Here is a 15,591-nt window from a genome sequence, read left to right as displayed (position 1 = left end):
ACGTGAGCCTCGGGGATCGCCGACAGACGGCACGCGTACTCCGCCCAGCCCGCGAACATCGCATCAGCTTACGCATTGTTGCGCTGGTCAGCGCGGTGTTGTTCGTGTCGGGTCTCGGTGCGTTCGCCGCCGGTCGGGGTGACGCCGCGCCTGCGGTTCCGCCCTTCGTCGGCAAGTCCTACTCGTCGACGGCGGTGACCGGCCCCGAGATCCCCGGCGGCGGCCCCCTCCAGTTGACCTTCACCGCCGCCAACCGCATCTCCCTGTTCGCCGGCTGCAACCGTCACGTCGGTGAGATGACCGTGGAGGGATCGGTGCTGCGCGTCGGCTCGCTCGCCTCGACGATGATGGCGTGCCCCGGTCCACGCGCCGGCGCCGACGAGTGGATCACCGCGCTCACCCGAGAGCCCCTCACCTGGTACTCGGCGGGCCACGCACTCGTACTCTCCGGACCGGGAACCCAGGTCCTCCTGATGGAAAAGTACTCGTGAGACGTTCCGCACCGGCTGTCGTCACCGTGACCGGTGCGGCCGGGAGCATCGGGTACGCCAGCGTCTTCCGGATCGCCGCCGGCGCCATGCTCGGCCACGACCAGCCCATCGCCCTCCGACTCCTCGAGCTGCCCCAGTCGGTCCCGGCCGCCGTGGGAACCGCGATGGAACTCGACGACGGCGCGTTCGGTCTGCTGAAGTCCGTGGACGTCTTCGACGACCCGCGCAAGGCATTCGACGGTGCGAGTTTCGCTCTGCTCGTCGGCGCTCGCCCACGGTCCAAGGGCATGGAACGCGCGGATCTGCTCGCGGCCAACTCCGACATCTTCGCGTTACAGGGAGCGGTCATCAACGAGGTTGCCGCCGACGACGTCCGGGTGATCGTCGTGGGCAATCCCGCGAACACCAACGCCGCGGTGGCCGCTGCCCACGCTCCCGAGGTGCCACCCCAACGGTTCACCGCGCTGACCCGCCTCGACCACAACCGCGCGATCGCCCAGCTGTCCCATCGCGCCGGGGTCGAGGTCGGCGAGATCAGCCGGGTCACCATCTGGGGCAACCACTCGGCGACGCAGTACCCCGACATCTTCCATGCACGCGTCGGCGGCCGGAGCGGCGCCGACCTCGCCGCGGACCGCGAATGGCTCGTCGACGACTTCATCCCGACCGTCGCACGTCGGGGCACCGCGATCATCGAGGCGCGCGGCTCGTCCTCGGCGGCGTCGGCGGCCAACGCGACCATCGATCACGTCCGTGACTGGGTGCTCGGAACCCCCGCCGACGACTGGACGTCCACCGCACTCCCGTCACCGGGCGTGTACGGCGTGCCCGAGGGCATTGTCTGCTCGTTCCCGGTGCGCTCGGTCGACGGACAATGGGAGATCGTCGAAGGACTCGAGATCAACGGGTTCTCCCGGGCACGCATCGACGCTTCGGTCGCGGAACTCGAAGCCGAACGCGTCGCTGCTCTGACCTCCTGATCGCCTCCGCAGCCCGTAGTCTCTTCCCATGGCGAAGAAGGACAAGCAGAGGCCTCAGGAGATTCCGAACAATGTCTACGAGGCCGAGCTGTTCCGGCTGCAGACCGAGCTGGTCAAGCTCCAGGAATGGGTGCGCGAGACCGGCGCTCGCGTGGTGGTGGTCTTCGAGGGCCGCGACGCCGCGGGCAAGGGCGGCACCATCAAGCGGATCACCCAATATCTGAGTCCTCGCATCGCACGCGTCGCCGCGCTGCCCGCGCCGACCGATCGTGAACGCGGGCAGTGGTACTACCAACGCTACGTCGCGCATCTCCCGGCGCCGGGTGAGATCGTGCTGTTCGACCGGTCCTGGTACAACCGTGCCGGAGTCGAGAAGGTCATGGGATTCTGCACGCCCGAGGAACACACCCGATTCCTGCGGCAGACACCGATCTTCGAGCAGATGCTCATCGACGACGGCATCATCCTGCGCAAGTACTGGTTCTCCGTCTCCGACGACGAACAGCTCAAGCGGTTCCGGCAGCGGATGAAAGATCCGGTGCGACAGTGGAAATTGAGCCCGATGGACCTCGAGTCGGTGTACCGCTGGGAGGACTACTCGCGCGCCAAGGACGAGATGATGGTGCACACCGACACCGCCCTGAGCCCTTGGTACGTCGTCGAATCCGACGTGAAGAAGCACGCGCGGCTCAACATGATCTCGCACCTGCTCGACAACATCGAGTACGGCGAGGTACCCCGCCCCGAGGTGACGTTGCCGAAGAAACCGATCCAGTCGGGCAACTATCACCGGCCGCCGCGATCGCTGTCCAAGTACGTTCCCGACCACGTGGCGACGCTGATCCGCACCGACCACTGATCGCGTTCTGATGTGGATCGGGTTCGCCGAGTTCGACTATCGCCTCGGTGACGTGCACTCGCTGAAACAAAAACGGTCCATCGTCCGGCCGATCGTCGCCGAACTCCGACGACGGTTCTCGGTGTCTGCGGCCGAGGTCGGTCACCTCGACATGCATCGGCGCGCGGTGATCGGCACGAGCGTGGTGGCGGCCGACCGGACCCACGTCGTCGATGTGCTCGATGCGGTCGAGCGGTCCGCCGCCAACCATCCCGAGGTGGAGCTCCTCTCGGTGCGGCGTCGGATCCTCAACTCAGAAGACCTCTGAGACCCGGCCGAAGGTCCGGCTGAGAAGCGCCCCCGGAATCCGCCCTCCAGAAGCCGACGGACGCTGGGTCGCCCGTGGCACTGTCCAGGGTCGTTTTCGGGCAGATTTCGGCGACGCCCGCTCAGACCACGCCGGCCGCGACCGCTGCCTCCCGATACGCGGCGGCCAGCGAGTCGACGGTCTCGTGCGCGTTGAGTCCGCTGGGGTTCGGGACCACCCAGAGCTGGGCCCCGTCCCAGGTCTCATCCTGGCGACCCGACACCGCGTCGCGACGCCCGAAGGCGCTGCGGTAGGCGGTGATCCCGGCGACCGCCACCACTCGTGGCCGGATCTCACGCACACGTTCCCGCAGCCGACGACCCCCGTCTTGAAACTCCTCGACCGTGAGTTCCGCGGCGGTCGCGGTCGCCCGGGCGACGACGTTCGTGATGCCGACTCCTCGTCCGGTCAGCAACTCGGCGTCGGCCTCGGACATGCCGCGGGACGCGTCGATGATCCGGTCGACGATCCCGGCGCGTGCCAGCGCGGGATAGAAGCGGTTGCCGGGGCGCGCGAAATGGGCGCCGGTGGCGGCGGTCCACAGGCCGGGGTTGATCCCGACGAACAGCAATCGACAGTCGTCACCGACGAGGTCGTCGACGGTGCGATCCCGGAACTCGAGGAGTTCGGCCCTGGTGAATCCCATCCCCCGAGGCTAGACGTCAGTCGAAGGTCCCCTCGGCCTCGTGCCGTCCGGCGACGCAGAACTGGTTGCCGTCGGGGTCGGCCAGCGTCACCCAGCCGAAACCGGGCATCTCACGGTCGGCGATCTTCGTCGCGCCGGCGGCGATGAGTCGTTCGACCTCGGTTTCGCGATCTTCGGTCGTGAGGTCGAGGTGGATGCGGTTCTTCCCCGGGGTCGGGTCGTCGACCTGCTGGAATGCGAGGAGCGGTGCCCCCTCTTCGAGGGAGACGACGACGAAGAACCCCTCGTTCTCCTGGATGATCCGGCCACCGAGGGCCTCGGCCCACCACGTGGCGAGCGGCATCGGCTGAAGGGTGTCGACGGTGATCATGCCCACTGTGAGAGTCATGCGGACAAAGGTATCGCCGCCCACCGACATCTGGCGTCCGCGTCTGTCGGACGAAGGACCGGTCCTGGTCCTCAACCCCTCCCTCGAGGGGTTGTGGAGCATTACACTCACGCTGATGCTCGGACTCTCGTACACGGTCTTGGGCGGGCTCGGCGCCCAGATCGGTTCCGATCCCGTCGAACTCGGCACCCGCAAGCAGCGGGCCACACTCGCGCAGCTCGTCCTCGCCGAGGGTGCACCGCTACGTGCCGACCGGCTGATCGAGGGCATCTGGGGCGACTCACCACCCGACCGCGCCGAAGTGTCGCTGCAGTCCTACATCTCGGGGTTGCGCAAGGCCCTCGAACCCGACCGTAAGCCGCGTAGTCCCTCGACCGTGCTGCTCACCCACGGAACCGGCTACAGCCTGCCGACGACCCCTGACCAGGTCGACCTGCGCCGGCTGACCACGGACCTGGCCTCGGCGCGAACCCTGATGCAGCAGGGCGACACCGCCGCCGCGGCCCCACTCCTGCAGAAGGTACTCGAGTCCTACCGGCCGATCCTCCCGGAGTTCGAGGGACTGGCATTCCGCGACGAGGCCGCCGACCATCTCGACCGCATGCTCGGCGCGGCGCGGGAGATGTCCTTCGAGGCGCGGATGGCCGCGGGCGACCATCATCTCCTCGTCACCGAACTCGACGGCGCCGTCAAGAGATCGCCGCTCGACGAAGGACTGTGGGTTCTGCTCGCCACCGCGCTGTACCGGCTCGGACGGCAGTCCGATGCGCTCGGCGCGATCGCCGGCGCCCGACGCATCCTCGCCGACGAGATCGGTGTCGACCCGGGCCCACGACTCCGTGAGCTCGAACGCGACATCCTCGATCACGCACCGCACCTCGATGCACCGGCAGCGTCGCGCAGGTCCGTCACCGCTGCAACCGGTTCCCTGAGCACCGATGCCGTGGAACCCACCGCGGCGACACACGCCCCCGAACCTCTCGACGACGCGCCGACGCTGGTCGGGCGAACCGACGAACTGGCCGCGCTGCACCGCGCCGTCCTCGCCTCGATGGCCGGGCACGGCGGGGTCGTCGTGGTGGAAGGCGAACCGGGTGCGGGCAAGACGGCCCTGATCGACGAGGCGGGACGGCGAGCGGCCGGGGCCGCCGACCTACGGGTGTTGTGGGGACGGTGCGTGGACGATCCTGCGGCACCGTCGATGTGGCCGTGGGTGCAGATCCTCGGCACGGTACTTCCCCAGCTCGATCCGGCCGACCGGGAACGACTCCTCGACAGCTCGCTGGGCCGAATGGTCACCGAGGGCGTCAACGTCATCCCGCCACCGCGTCAGATGCCAGACGCCGCAGCACGTTTCCAGTTCTACGACCAGGCCGCCGACCTCCTCGACGGCGTCGCCGAGACGACCAAGCTGATCATCGTCCTCGACGACCTCCAGTGGGCGGACGGCGCCTCGCTGGAACTGTTCGCACACATGGCCTCTCGTCGGACAGCGGGCGTCACGTTCTTCGCCTCGCTGCGGTCGCCGACCCACCGGCCGGTCGTCGCCTCGACCCTCGCCACACTGGCGCGGCTCCCCGAGCACCGCCGTATCCACGTCGGCCCCCTCCGCGGGGACGACATCTCCGAGCTGATCCGCCGCGAGACGCAACAGTGGCCGGAGGTCGCGACCGTCAGTTCGATCGAGCGACGCACCGGCGGCAACGCCTTCTTCGTCCGCGAACTGGCACGCATCCTCGCCGATCGGGGCTCGATCGCGGGCAATGCCGTGCCGTCCGGGGTGCGTGACGTAGTTCGCCAGCGACTGCTCGGATTATCCCCGGAGACAACCGAACTCCTCGACATCGCCGCTCTCATCGGCACCCGGGTGGATCTGGTGTTGCTCGCGACCGCGGCCGGACGACCGGTGGACGAGGCGCTCGACACCCTCGAACCCGCCTCCGCCGCCGGGGTCGTCGACCTCGGACCCGCCGACCCGTTCGGATTCAGCTTCAGCCACGACATCATCCGCGAGGCGATCGCCGACGGGATTCCGTCGATGCGCGCGCGGCGTATCCACCTCGCCATCGCCGATGCGCTCGCCGGCAACTCCTCGCCGCATGCGGTCAGCCGGGTCGCGCGCCATCTCTGGTCGGCGGGTCCGCTCGCCGACCGGGAGCGCACGACCAGCGCGCTGCTGACCGCGGGTGACATCGCTCTGCGCACCTACGACTTCGACGGCGCGAAGCGCCATTTCGGCGACGCGTCGACCCTGGCACGGGCCACCGGCGACCAGCAGGCCGAGCTCCGGGCGATCGCCACCCAACTCGCCGGCGAGGTCTCCGTACACGGCTACTTCGCCGCCGATCCCGACCTTCAAGAACGCGCCCGCACGCTGGCCACCACGCTCGGCGACCGGCGGCTGCTGGCCTCCCTCGACTATGCGCGCTGTGCCGCGCACATCCAGGTCGCCGACGCGCACACCGGACACCGGCTCGCGAACGACCTACGCGTCCGCGCCGAACGGTCCGACGATCCCGTCGTCGTCCACCTCGGCATGCAGGCCGCCGGGATCGACGAGTTCACCCGCGGCAATTACGGTGCGGCTCATCGCATCCTGGAGACCTACGGGCCGCTCGACGACGTCGACGGGCTCCGCGACGACCAGCTCACGATGGCACGCGGCTTCCGGGCCTGGGCCGCCACGGTCCACCTCGGCCGGGATGCCGGCCGCACACTGTTCGCAAGCATCACCGACGCACGCCCCGACCCCAGGTCCCGGCTGGGCACCGCCATCTTCGCGGTCGGCGCGGCGGCGACGATCGGCGATGCGGAGTGGGCGCTCCACGCTGGACAGATCATCGACTCCGAGAGTGCGGGCCCGCTCGCCTATCTGCGTCGCGGCGGCGAACGCATGTACTGGTGGGCACGCGCCATGGCCGGCGACATCGACGACGCCCTGGTCCGCATCGACCGGTTGGAGACGGGTGACGCCGGCCCCGACCGACCCGGCAACGCCGACCGGCCGCGCACCGGCGACGGATTCTGGCTCGGACTGCATGCCGAGATACTGGTCACCGCCGGCAAGCTGACCGACGCGGCCGCCCTCCTGGATCAAGCCGACGACTTCGCCGAACGGACCGGGGAACACTACGGGGACGCACACCGTCTTCTCGTTCGCGCCCGCTACGAGTACGCCAACGGTCGCCCGGCGTCGACGTTCGGCACGACCCTCGGACGGGCTCGCGCCACCGCCGTGGCGCAAGAGGCAAAAGCGCTGGTCGAACGGGTCGACGCCGTCGCCTCGGCATGGGGCGTCTCCCCGACCGCGTAGGCCCCAAGTCCGCCTCAAGTCGCCCTCAAGAACCGTCGGTGAATCTGGTCTGACGAACCCGGCCTGCCCGGAACCAGACCGAACGCCCGGCGAAGCCGGCCACACCCGAGGACTCACCGTATGACCGCGACTCCCACCTCACCGACCGGCCGCCCCGAACGGCTGATCGTCCGCACCCGCACCTCGGTGCTCGCACAACTGCGTGACCGGATCGCCGGCGCGGTCCTCGGCCCCGGGGACGCGGGCTTCCGCGAGGCACGCGCCGGATTCAACCGACTCGTCATCCACCGCCCGTCGGTCATCGCCGTTCCCGAGAATCACTTCGACGTCGTCGAGGCCGTGCGGTTCGCCGCCGAGGAGGATCTGCGGATCACGGTCCAGGCCACCGGTCACGGGACCGGGGTGGCGGCCGATGGCGGCCTGCTCATCAACACGTCCCGGCTCACCGCGGTGGCCGTCGACCCTGTCACCAGGACCGCTCGCGTCGCCGCCGGCGCCACCTGGAAGGCGGTGCTCGACGCCGCGGTTCCGTACGGCCTTGCGCCGCTGATGGGTTCGGCAAGCATCGTCGGCGCGATCGGCTACACCCTCGGCGGCGGTTTCGGTTGGCTCGGCCGACGGTTCGGGCTGGCGTCGGACTCCGTGCTCTCCTTCGATCTCGTGATCCCCGACGGGACGCCGATCCGCGTCAGCGACGCGAGTTTCCCGCACATCTTCTGGGCTCTGAAGGGCGGGGGTGCCGGCAGCCTCGGTGTGGTCACCTCGATGGAGATCGCCCTCGCCGATGTGAGCACGGTGTACGCGGGCAACCTCTTCTACCCGGCCGCCGAGGCCGAGGAGATCATACGTCGGTTCCGCGACTGGGCACCGGCTCAGCCGGAAGCCCTGACCTCGGCCGTCACCATCCTGAATCTGCCGCCCACCGACGACGTCCCGGAACCGCTGCGCGGCGGCAGTTTCGCAGTGGTGCGCGGATGCTGGTCCGGAGACCTCGCCACCGGCCGGGCGATCGTCGACGGGTGGCGGAACTGGCGGACACCCCTGGTCGACATGTGGGACGAGATGCCCTTCGCCGCAACGGACGCGATCAGCATGGACCCCACCGAGCCGATGCCGGTCATGGTCACCACTGAGTGGTTCGACGATCTGCACGACGAGGCGATCGACATCATCGCCGGATGCGCTCGTCCGGCCCCGGGCTCGGCACCGCTCATCATGTCCGCCGAGATCCGTCACGCCGGCGGCGCGATCGCCCGAGGTGCGGCGCACGCCGCCAACGACCGGGCACGCTCCGGACGGTTCCTCCTCGAACTGATCTCGATGGTCCCCGACCCCCAGGTGGCGCTCGCCGTCGAATCGACCCAGCGCGTTACCCGCACCGAACTCGCGCCCTACGTCACCGGCGCCACGTATCTGAACTTCACCTCGGGTGCCGAGCGCGCCGGCCGCGCCGCCGACGCCTACAGCGCCGAGCACCGCCGTCGGCTGCTGGAGATCAAGGCGACGCTCGACCCGTACGACCGGTTCTGTCACGGCGACATCGGCTGACGCGGGCCGTCGATCGAACACCGGTCAGCGCGGATGGTCGAGCAGGCCGAGAAACCGCTTCGCAGCAGGATTGGTCGGTCCTCCGGTCCTCGACAACAACGCCAGGGACCGAGTGGCCGGCGGGGTCGTCTCCAATGGAACGGCCACCACCAGGTTCGCCGCGTGCGCCACCGGAGCCGGTACGACGGCAACACCGAGACCATGGTGGACGAGATCGACCAACCGACCCATGTCACCGACACGACAGGTGATCTCGCGCTGGACGCGCGCGGCGGAGAACAGGTCCGCCACAACGGTCTGCAGTCCGGGACCGGCCTCGAAGTCGATGAAGCCGTGCTCGGCGAGTTCGTCCAGGTCGACGCTGCGTTTCACCGAGATCGGGTGGTCGGGGCCCGCTATCGCGACGAGCGACTCGTCGTATCTCGCCACCTCCGTCAGGGAGGTGTGCAGTGGCGTCGCGTCGAGAGCCACGAATGCCAGATCCAGTTCCCCTTCGATCAGCGCTTCGATGAGTTGGGTGGTGGTCGCCTCGCGGAGTCGCATCTGCACCATCCGATGGTGACGATGGAACAGCGCCATCGTCGCGGGAAGGTCGATCGCGGTGAAGGTCTGCACGGTTCCGATGTCGATCGTTCCCGCATCGACGCCGGTGATGGATTCCACCGCCAGGCGCGCAGCGGCGACCTCACCGATGATCCGCCTAGCGTGATCACGTAACGCCACGCCCGCGTCGGTGAGCAGCACCCGTCGTGTGGTTCTCTCGAAAAGCTCTGCGGACAACTGCCGCTCCAGAGAGCGAATCGAGGAGCTGAGCGCCGACTGCGACATGTGCACGAGAGCTGCTGCGCGAGTGAAGTTTCCCTCGTCTGCAACCACCAGGAAGTGCTCTAACTGCCGGAGTTCCATCGACGGATGGTATCCAGCACGCCATCCATCGGTCCAGTCGCTTGGAACGATCAAGTCTATCTGTTGGACAGCTGAAAAGGCCTCGGCAACGATCGGTGCATGTCACTCTCCACGACGGCAGCACACTCGCTGAGTCGGCGATCCGTTCTCCTGATGGCACTCGCATCCGGACTCGTCGTCGCCAACAGCTACTACGCGCAACCCATCGTCGCCCTGATCGCGAACGATCTCGATGCTTCGACCACGAGCGTGGGACTTGTCGTGACGGCGAGCCAGATCAGTTATGCGATCGGTCTGGCCCTGCTCGTGCCGCTCGGCGATCTACTGGATCGGCGCAAGTTGCTGTGGGCGATGCTGATTGTCACCGGCGTGTGTCTGGCCGTCATGGCGTGCGCGCCGTCCTGGCAGGTGCTCGCATCCGCTGCGGTCCTGGTCGGCACGGGCTCGGTCGTCGGCCAGCTTCTCGTCCCTCTCGCCGCGACACTTGCCGCGGAGGCCGAACGTGGGCGCGTCATCGGGAACGTGATGACCGGCCTGTTGCTCGGGATACTCCTGTCGCGGGTGGTCGCCGGTCTGATCGCGGAGGTGGCCGGCTGGCGTACGGTCTTTCTGACCGCCGCGGTCCTGATGGCGGTCGCGGGCATCGCCGTCGCCGCGCTGCCCACCAGTCCACCGACCACCGAGCTGACCTACGGCGCCTTGCTGCGATCGGTGGTCCACTTGGTGGCCGATGAGCCGGTGCTCCGCTGGAGGATCGGCTACGGCATGCTCACCTATGCGTCGTTCGGCGTGGTGTGGACCAGCATCGGATTCGTGCTCGCCGGACCACGATACGACTGGTCGGACGCCGGCATCGGGCTCTTCACGCTCACCGGGGTCGCCGGTGCACTTGCCGCACGAGGGGCCGGCCGAGGAGTCGACCGCGGATACGGACACCAACAGACCGGTCTCATGCTGGCTGTGACGGCAGCGAGTTTCCTGCTGCTGGCCGCCGGAGAGCGTTCCATCGTGGCGATGGGCCTCGGTGTCGCTCTCCTGGACCTCGGAATCCAGGGCACGCACATCACCAATCAGAGCGTGTTCTACCCATTGCGGCCGGATGCCCGGAGTCGGCTGAACACCGCATACATGACCACGTACTTCACCGCAGGATCGGTCGGCAGCATCCTGTCGGTTCTCGTCTTCGCATCGTTCGGCTGGTCGGCCGTCTGCGTCCTGGGCGCCGCGTTTCCGGTCACCGGAGTGGGACTGTGGTTCGTGGAGACCAGGTTTCGGCGGCGTGATCAACACCGTCGAGGGACATCGGATTTGCGCGACGGCGCCGACCGTGGGCTCATGGGCACATGAACGATCCGACGCCGTCCCGCCTCGACGTCCCGCTGCTCGTCGTCGACGGCGCGAACGTCGTCGGATCCGTGCCGGACGGTTGGTGGCGGGACCGCCGGGGTGCGGCGCAGCGGTTACGGGACCGGCTCGCGCAACTCGCCGAGCCCGGGCTCGACGTGTTGACCGGCCCGATCGAGGTGGTGCTCGTCGTGGAGGGAAGAGCGCGCGGGATCGCGTCGGTTCCCGCAGTGACGGTCGTCGAGGCCCCGGCGTCGGGCGACGACACGATCGTCGACGTCGTCGGCGACCACCCCCGCCGCCGTCGAGTGGTCGTCACCGCCGATCGCGAGCTGCGCGCCCGGGTCACCGAGCTGGGTGCCGAGATCCTCGGACCGTCGTCGATCCCGCGCTGAGTCCCCAACGATGCCGTGCCACATTTACCGAGTACCGCACCGGCATCGGTGGTCCAGCGAATAATCCGGTCCGGGAACACCGCACACGACCACCGACGAAGGGTCTCTGTATGAACGACGTCGACGTACTGATCGCGGGCGCGGGCCCGATCGGCCTGACCGCCGCCATCGAACTCCGCCGACGAGGTGTGCGGGTCCGGATCGTCGACCCGCTCCTCGAGCCTCCCCAGTACGCGAAAGCCGTTGGTATCCAACCCCGCACGCTCGAGGTGTTCGAGGGCATGGGGGTGCTCGAGCACATCCTGGACGCGGGCATGGAGATGCGCGGGCAGTTCGTGTTCGTCAACGGTTCTCAGGTCTCGCGGATCGACCTGGTCACGCCGGCCGACGTGCCCTTCCGGTTCCACCTGCTGCCGCAGTACTCCACCGAGCGCGTCCTGCGGGACCGGCTCACCGACCTCGACGCCGAGATCGAGCGCGGTGTCCGCGTGTCGGCGTTCACACCGGACGACGACGGGGTCACGGTCACCCTGACCGACGCGGCAGGCGCCGAGACCTCGGTCCGCGCGGGCTATCTGATCGGTGCCGACGGCGCCCACAGCACGGTCCGCAAAGGACTTGGTCTGGGCTTCGAGGGCGGGGCTTTCACCGAGCAGTACATGCTGGGCGACGTGGCCGTGGACTGGTCGATGCCCCGCGGCTACGCGATCCGCGCGATGCACCAGGCCGACGACGGCACCACCGACGACCTGCTGGTGTGCATCCCGCTGCCGGGACGGGGCCGGTATCGGATGTCGATGCTCGTACCCGACGAACTCGCGATCGGTCCGACCTCCGGCGGCGACGGTGTCGCCCACGGGTTCGAGGGCACCCGCACTCCCGAGCTGTCGCACATCCAGGCCGTCGTCGACCGGTTGTCGCCCGAACCCGCCACCGTGTCGGACCTCCGGTGGTCGTCGGTCTTCCGCATCAGCCACCGGATCGTCGACTCCTACGGTCGCGGAAGAGTCTTCGTCGCCGGGGACGCCGCGCACATCCATCCGCCCACCGGCGCGCAGGGCATGAACACCGGCGTGCAGGACGCCCACAACCTCGCGTGGAAGCTGGCGCTGGCCGTCGCGGGCGACGCGGCTCCCGGCCTGCTCGAGAGCTACGACCTGGAACGACGCCCCGTCGGAGAAGAAGTCGTCGGGCGAACGGTCCGCGACGCGCGGGAAGGCATCGGATCCGATTCCACCGACGTCGAGTTCGTGACGCGCCGCGAAGCCCAGTTGCTGATCTCCTACGCCGACAGCCCGATCACCGCGGGCTCGACGATCCCCTCCGCGCCGGCCGCACCGCGGGCGGGTGAACGGGCCCCGGATGCCGCCGGACTCGGTCGTGACTCGGTGAATCATCCGCTCCGGCTGTACTCGCTGCTGAGCGGCGTCGACCACGCTCTCGTGCTGTACGCCGACGCCGCCGCGGGGGCCGAGGACGTGGCCGTGCTCGAGAATCTCGCCGCCGAGGTCACCAAGGCGGCCCGCGGGCACATGACCGCGCACGTGGTGGCCGCGCCGACCGCGCAGGTCGGCAGCACCGACCTGCCGCTGCTCCGCGACACCGAGAACCGCTTCGCCGCCGGATATCTCCCCGACGGATCGACGGCCTTCGTCATCCGCCCCGACGGCTATCTCGGCTACCGCGGGCCGCTCGACGACACCGCCACGGTCCTCGCGTACCTCCGTGCCACGTTCGCGTGAGGCGACCCCGGTCCCCGGACCGCCGAGTGGCGCAGCCGAGCCGTCACCGTAATCTCTCACCATGACGAAATGGGGGCAGCTGGAGCGTGTTCGCGCGCTGGCAGGTCGGGTGGAGGCATCGGCGCGACGCCGGGCGAGTGAGTCCTCTGTCGGTCGCGCCCTGGGTTCGGGCGAGGTCATCTACCTGATCGCACCGACCGGCTACCCGAACTACGGAGACGAGCTCATCGCACGCACGTGGCTGCGCCGCCTCGCGCGCATCCGCCCCCAGGCAAAGGTGATCCTGGACTGCCACAGTCCGGGATCGGCGAGCGCGCTCATGGGCGACGCCCACCCCGATCTGCGCGTCGTCGACACACTGTGGCAACTCTCGAACCACGCCGCCGAGACCGAACCCGACGCCCCGTGGTCGTGGGTCGGTCGAGCGGTCCTCGATGCCGGGCTGGCGCCACGTCTCACCGCCGGCATCGACCTCCTGCATTCGGCGACCACCATCCACCTGCTCGGCGGCGGATATGTGAACAGCGTGTGGCCGCACCACGTGTCGCTGCTCGTGGCGGCCGCCGCGGTCTCCGGCCGATCGGGGACGAAGGTGGTGGCCACCGGGCAGGGCCTGGTGCCGACGGTCGAGGAACCGGCGTGGACGGCTCTGGTCACGGCGCTGGGCGCGTTCGACATCGTCGACGTGCGCGACACCGCATCGGCGCAGGCGCTGGAGGGTGCGGTCGACGTGCGGCAGTCCGGGGACGATGCCTGGCTCGCGCTGCACCGGCCGCAACCGGCGGTCTACCGCGACGAGGTACCTGCCGAGACACCCGGGCAGGGCGGCGGCGTCGTGCTCTGCTTGCAGTCGGACCTCACCGAGAAGTTCACCGGGCCAAGCGGATCGGGCGTCGAGGCGCTCGCAGCATTCGTCCACGACACTCTCGACGCCTGGGAGGTCCCGGGATCGGCGGTCACTGTCGTCGAAGGAATCCCGGGTCATGACTACGAGGTGCCCTTCCGTCTGGGCTCGCGTCTCGACGGTGCGCGCGTCCTCAACTTTTGCGACGTCTGGTTCGGCGGGCTGCCCGCCGGGCAGGGCAGCACCTGGATCAGCACGCGTTTCCACCCGCACCTCATCGCGGCTGCGGCGGGAGACCCGGGCGTGGCGATCGTGCCGATGCCGGTCTACTACTCGACCAAGCATCGATCCCTCGTCGAGGCCGGATCGGCCTGGAGCGTCGTCGATTCCGGAGACACGATCCCCGATCGCCCCACCGCCGGCGGCTTCGGCACGACGGACCGCACGCGCGCCATCGAAGCCAAGGTCGCCACCGCACTCGACATCTATCCGGTGGCCCCGCTGTTCGCACACCGCGCCTGACACCTCCGACAGCGCGGAATCTGCGCCGGGATCGCCCGATGTGCCCGCTGTTCCGGCATCCGCGGGAGAGGATCACAAAATGACCCGTCGGCCCGCGCGCCCCACTGCCCTACGACTTCTGGTGTGCGGTGTGACCGCCGTGCTCGGCATCGCCGCCTGTTCGCCATCCCAGACGACTTCGGAGTCGTCGAGCACCACCCCGACCTCGGTGTCCGCCGAGAGCGGCGCGGCCTTCCAGCAGGTGCTCGACGACCTCCGATCATCCGGCGGATTCCCCGGCGTCATCGCTCGCGTCATCTCGCCGGCGGGCATCTGGACGGGCACGGCCGGCACTGCTGTCGAGGGCGAGGACCGGCCGATCACCGCCTCCGATCACACCCGCATCGGCTCGCTCACCAAGACGATGACCGCGACGATCCTGCTGCAACTCGTCCAGGACGGGCGGGTCTCGCTCGACGATCCGATCAGCGAGTACGTCCCCGACGCACCCAACGGGAACGCGACCGTCCGTCAGGTCGCGGACATGACCAGCGGCATCCCGTCCTACACCCTGTCCGACGCCTTCACACAGAGGTTCTTCGCCGATCCCGGATACGACTGGCCGCCAACCCAACTCGTCGACACCGCGAGGTCGTTGCCGCCAGCATTCGCACCCGGGGCGGGCTGGCAGTACTCGAACACCAACTACGTTCTGCTAGGGCTGCTCATCGAAAGGGTTCTGCGGCAGCCGATTCGCGACGCCTTCGACGACCGGATCTTCCGTCCCCTGGGCATGAACGATTCGTCGTGGCCGGGCGGGTCCGTCGAGATCCCGGATCCGCACGTCGACGGCGTGACCAGCCAGGGGCAGCCGGCCGGCAAGACGGTCGACTCAACGAACTGGAACCCGTCCTTCGCCTTCACCGCGGGCGCGGTGATCTCGACCCTCGACGATCTGCAGCGGTGGGGTGACGCCTTGTTCACCGGCCGGGGCGTGCTCAATCCTTCGACACAGCAACTGCGGCGCGACTCGATCCTGACGTCTCCCCCGCCGAACACCGCGACCGCCGGCTACGGCATCGGTATCGGCAACCGGGACGGCTGGTGGGGGCATGACGGCGACTTCCCGGGCTTCAACTCGTCGCTGTTCCACGACTACGACTCCGACACGACGATCATCATCCTTGTCAACAGCGACGACGACATCACCGTCGACGGCAAGCAGGAGTCGCCGGTGTCGGCGATTCTCGCCGGTCTGATCTCCGCTCTGCCCTGAACCGCTGCGGCG

Annotated in this window: 14 protein-coding genes; 11 read left to right on the top strand and 3 right to left on the bottom strand. The window is 68.8% G+C overall.

Features of this window, described 5'->3' with window-relative positions; genetic code table 11:
• Positions 1–95: 95 nt before the first annotated feature.
• The 4 genes from GOALK_RS21230 to GOALK_RS21215 are packed head-to-tail and all read left to right on the top strand — an operon-like array spanning position 96 to position 2,637.
• On the top strand, positions 96–491 hold the full coding sequence (locus GOALK_RS21230) for an META domain-containing protein (RefSeq protein ID WP_006360899.1): 396 nt from the start codon (positions 96–98) through the stop codon (positions 489–491).
• Entirely contained in the window at positions 488–1,471 is a 984-nt protein-coding gene (locus GOALK_RS21225) for a malate dehydrogenase (RefSeq protein WP_035752282.1), read from the top strand. The genes GOALK_RS21230 and GOALK_RS21225 overlap by 4 nt, the downstream gene beginning before the upstream one ends.
• A 28-nt stretch (positions 1,472–1,499) precedes the next feature.
• Positions 1,500–2,330, top strand: coding sequence for a polyphosphate kinase 2 (ppk2, locus tag GOALK_RS21220; protein WP_006360897.1), 831 nt, complete (start codon positions 1,500–1,502; stop codon positions 2,328–2,330).
• 10 nt (positions 2,331–2,340) lie between these two features.
• Positions 2,341–2,637 (top strand): DUF503 domain-containing protein, encoded by a 297-nt coding sequence (locus GOALK_RS21215; RefSeq protein WP_006360896.1) that lies wholly within the window; start codon positions 2,341–2,343, stop codon positions 2,635–2,637.
• 121 nt (positions 2,638–2,758) lie between these two features.
• Here the strand turns inward: GOALK_RS21215 and GOALK_RS21210 are convergent, their stop codons facing one another.
• Positions 2,759–3,322: a mismatch-specific DNA-glycosylase gene (locus GOALK_RS21210; RefSeq protein WP_006360895.1), complete on the bottom strand. Its 564-nt coding sequence runs from the start codon at positions 3,320–3,322 to the stop codon at positions 2,759–2,761.
• A gap of 16 nt (positions 3,323–3,338) precedes the next feature.
• Entirely contained in the window at positions 3,339–3,710 is a 372-nt protein-coding gene (locus GOALK_RS21205; RefSeq protein ID WP_006360894.1) for a VOC family protein, read from the bottom strand.
• 115 nt (positions 3,711–3,825) lie between these two features.
• Between GOALK_RS21205 and GOALK_RS21200 the strand changes: the two genes are divergently transcribed.
• Both GOALK_RS21200 and GOALK_RS21195 read left to right on the top strand, forming a co-directional pair.
• The gene (locus tag GOALK_RS21200) at positions 3,826–7,023 is read left to right on the top strand and encodes an ATP-binding protein (protein WP_035752538.1); all 3,198 of its coding nucleotides are present in this window, start codon (positions 3,826–3,828) and stop codon (positions 7,021–7,023) included.
• A gap of 120 nt (positions 7,024–7,143) precedes the next feature.
• Positions 7,144–8,571 (top strand): FAD-binding oxidoreductase, encoded by a 1,428-nt coding sequence (locus GOALK_RS21195; protein WP_006360892.1) that lies wholly within the window; start codon positions 7,144–7,146, stop codon positions 8,569–8,571.
• A gap of 24 nt (positions 8,572–8,595) precedes the next feature.
• Here the strand turns inward: GOALK_RS21195 and GOALK_RS21190 are convergent, their stop codons facing one another.
• Positions 8,596–9,477: a LysR family transcriptional regulator gene (locus GOALK_RS21190; RefSeq protein WP_006360891.1), complete on the bottom strand. Its 882-nt coding sequence runs from the start codon at positions 9,475–9,477 to the stop codon at positions 8,596–8,598.
• 153 nt (positions 9,478–9,630) lie between these two features.
• Between GOALK_RS21190 and GOALK_RS21185 the strand changes: the two genes are divergently transcribed.
• From GOALK_RS21185 to GOALK_RS21165, 5 genes are all read left to right on the top strand, one after another.
• Positions 9,631–10,824 carry an MFS transporter gene (locus GOALK_RS21185; protein ID WP_006360890.1) on the top strand — a complete coding sequence of 398 codons (1,194 nt, stop codon included), beginning with the start codon at positions 9,631–9,633 and terminating at the stop codon, positions 10,822–10,824.
• Positions 10,821–11,216: a PIN domain-containing protein gene (locus tag GOALK_RS21180; RefSeq protein ID WP_006360889.1), complete on the top strand. Its 396-nt coding sequence runs from the start codon at positions 10,821–10,823 to the stop codon at positions 11,214–11,216. Before GOALK_RS21185 ends, GOALK_RS21180 begins: the two co-directional genes overlap by 4 nt.
• Positions 11,217–11,326: 110 nt before the next feature.
• Positions 11,327–12,958 carry an FAD-dependent monooxygenase gene (locus tag GOALK_RS21175; protein ID WP_006360888.1) on the top strand — a complete coding sequence of 544 codons (1,632 nt, stop codon included), beginning with the start codon at positions 11,327–11,329 and terminating at the stop codon, positions 12,956–12,958.
• Between the two features lie 61 nt (positions 12,959–13,019).
• Positions 13,020–14,324 (top strand): polysaccharide pyruvyl transferase family protein, encoded by a 1,305-nt coding sequence (locus GOALK_RS21170; protein WP_006360887.1) that lies wholly within the window; start codon positions 13,020–13,022, stop codon positions 14,322–14,324.
• A 79-nt stretch (positions 14,325–14,403) separates the two neighbouring features.
• Positions 14,404–15,579 carry a serine hydrolase domain-containing protein gene (locus GOALK_RS21165; RefSeq protein ID WP_006360886.1) on the top strand — a complete coding sequence of 392 codons (1,176 nt, stop codon included), beginning with the start codon at positions 14,404–14,406 and terminating at the stop codon, positions 15,577–15,579.
• Positions 15,580–15,591: the final 12 nt, after the last annotated feature.

Source organism: Gordonia alkanivorans NBRC 16433 (genome assembly GCF_000225505.1).
GTDB classification, from domain to species: Bacteria; Actinomycetota; Actinomycetes; order Mycobacteriales; family Mycobacteriaceae; genus Gordonia; species Gordonia alkanivorans.
The sequence above is the reverse complement of the archived record's forward strand: the minus strand, read 5'-3'. Positions and strand labels throughout refer to the sequence as shown.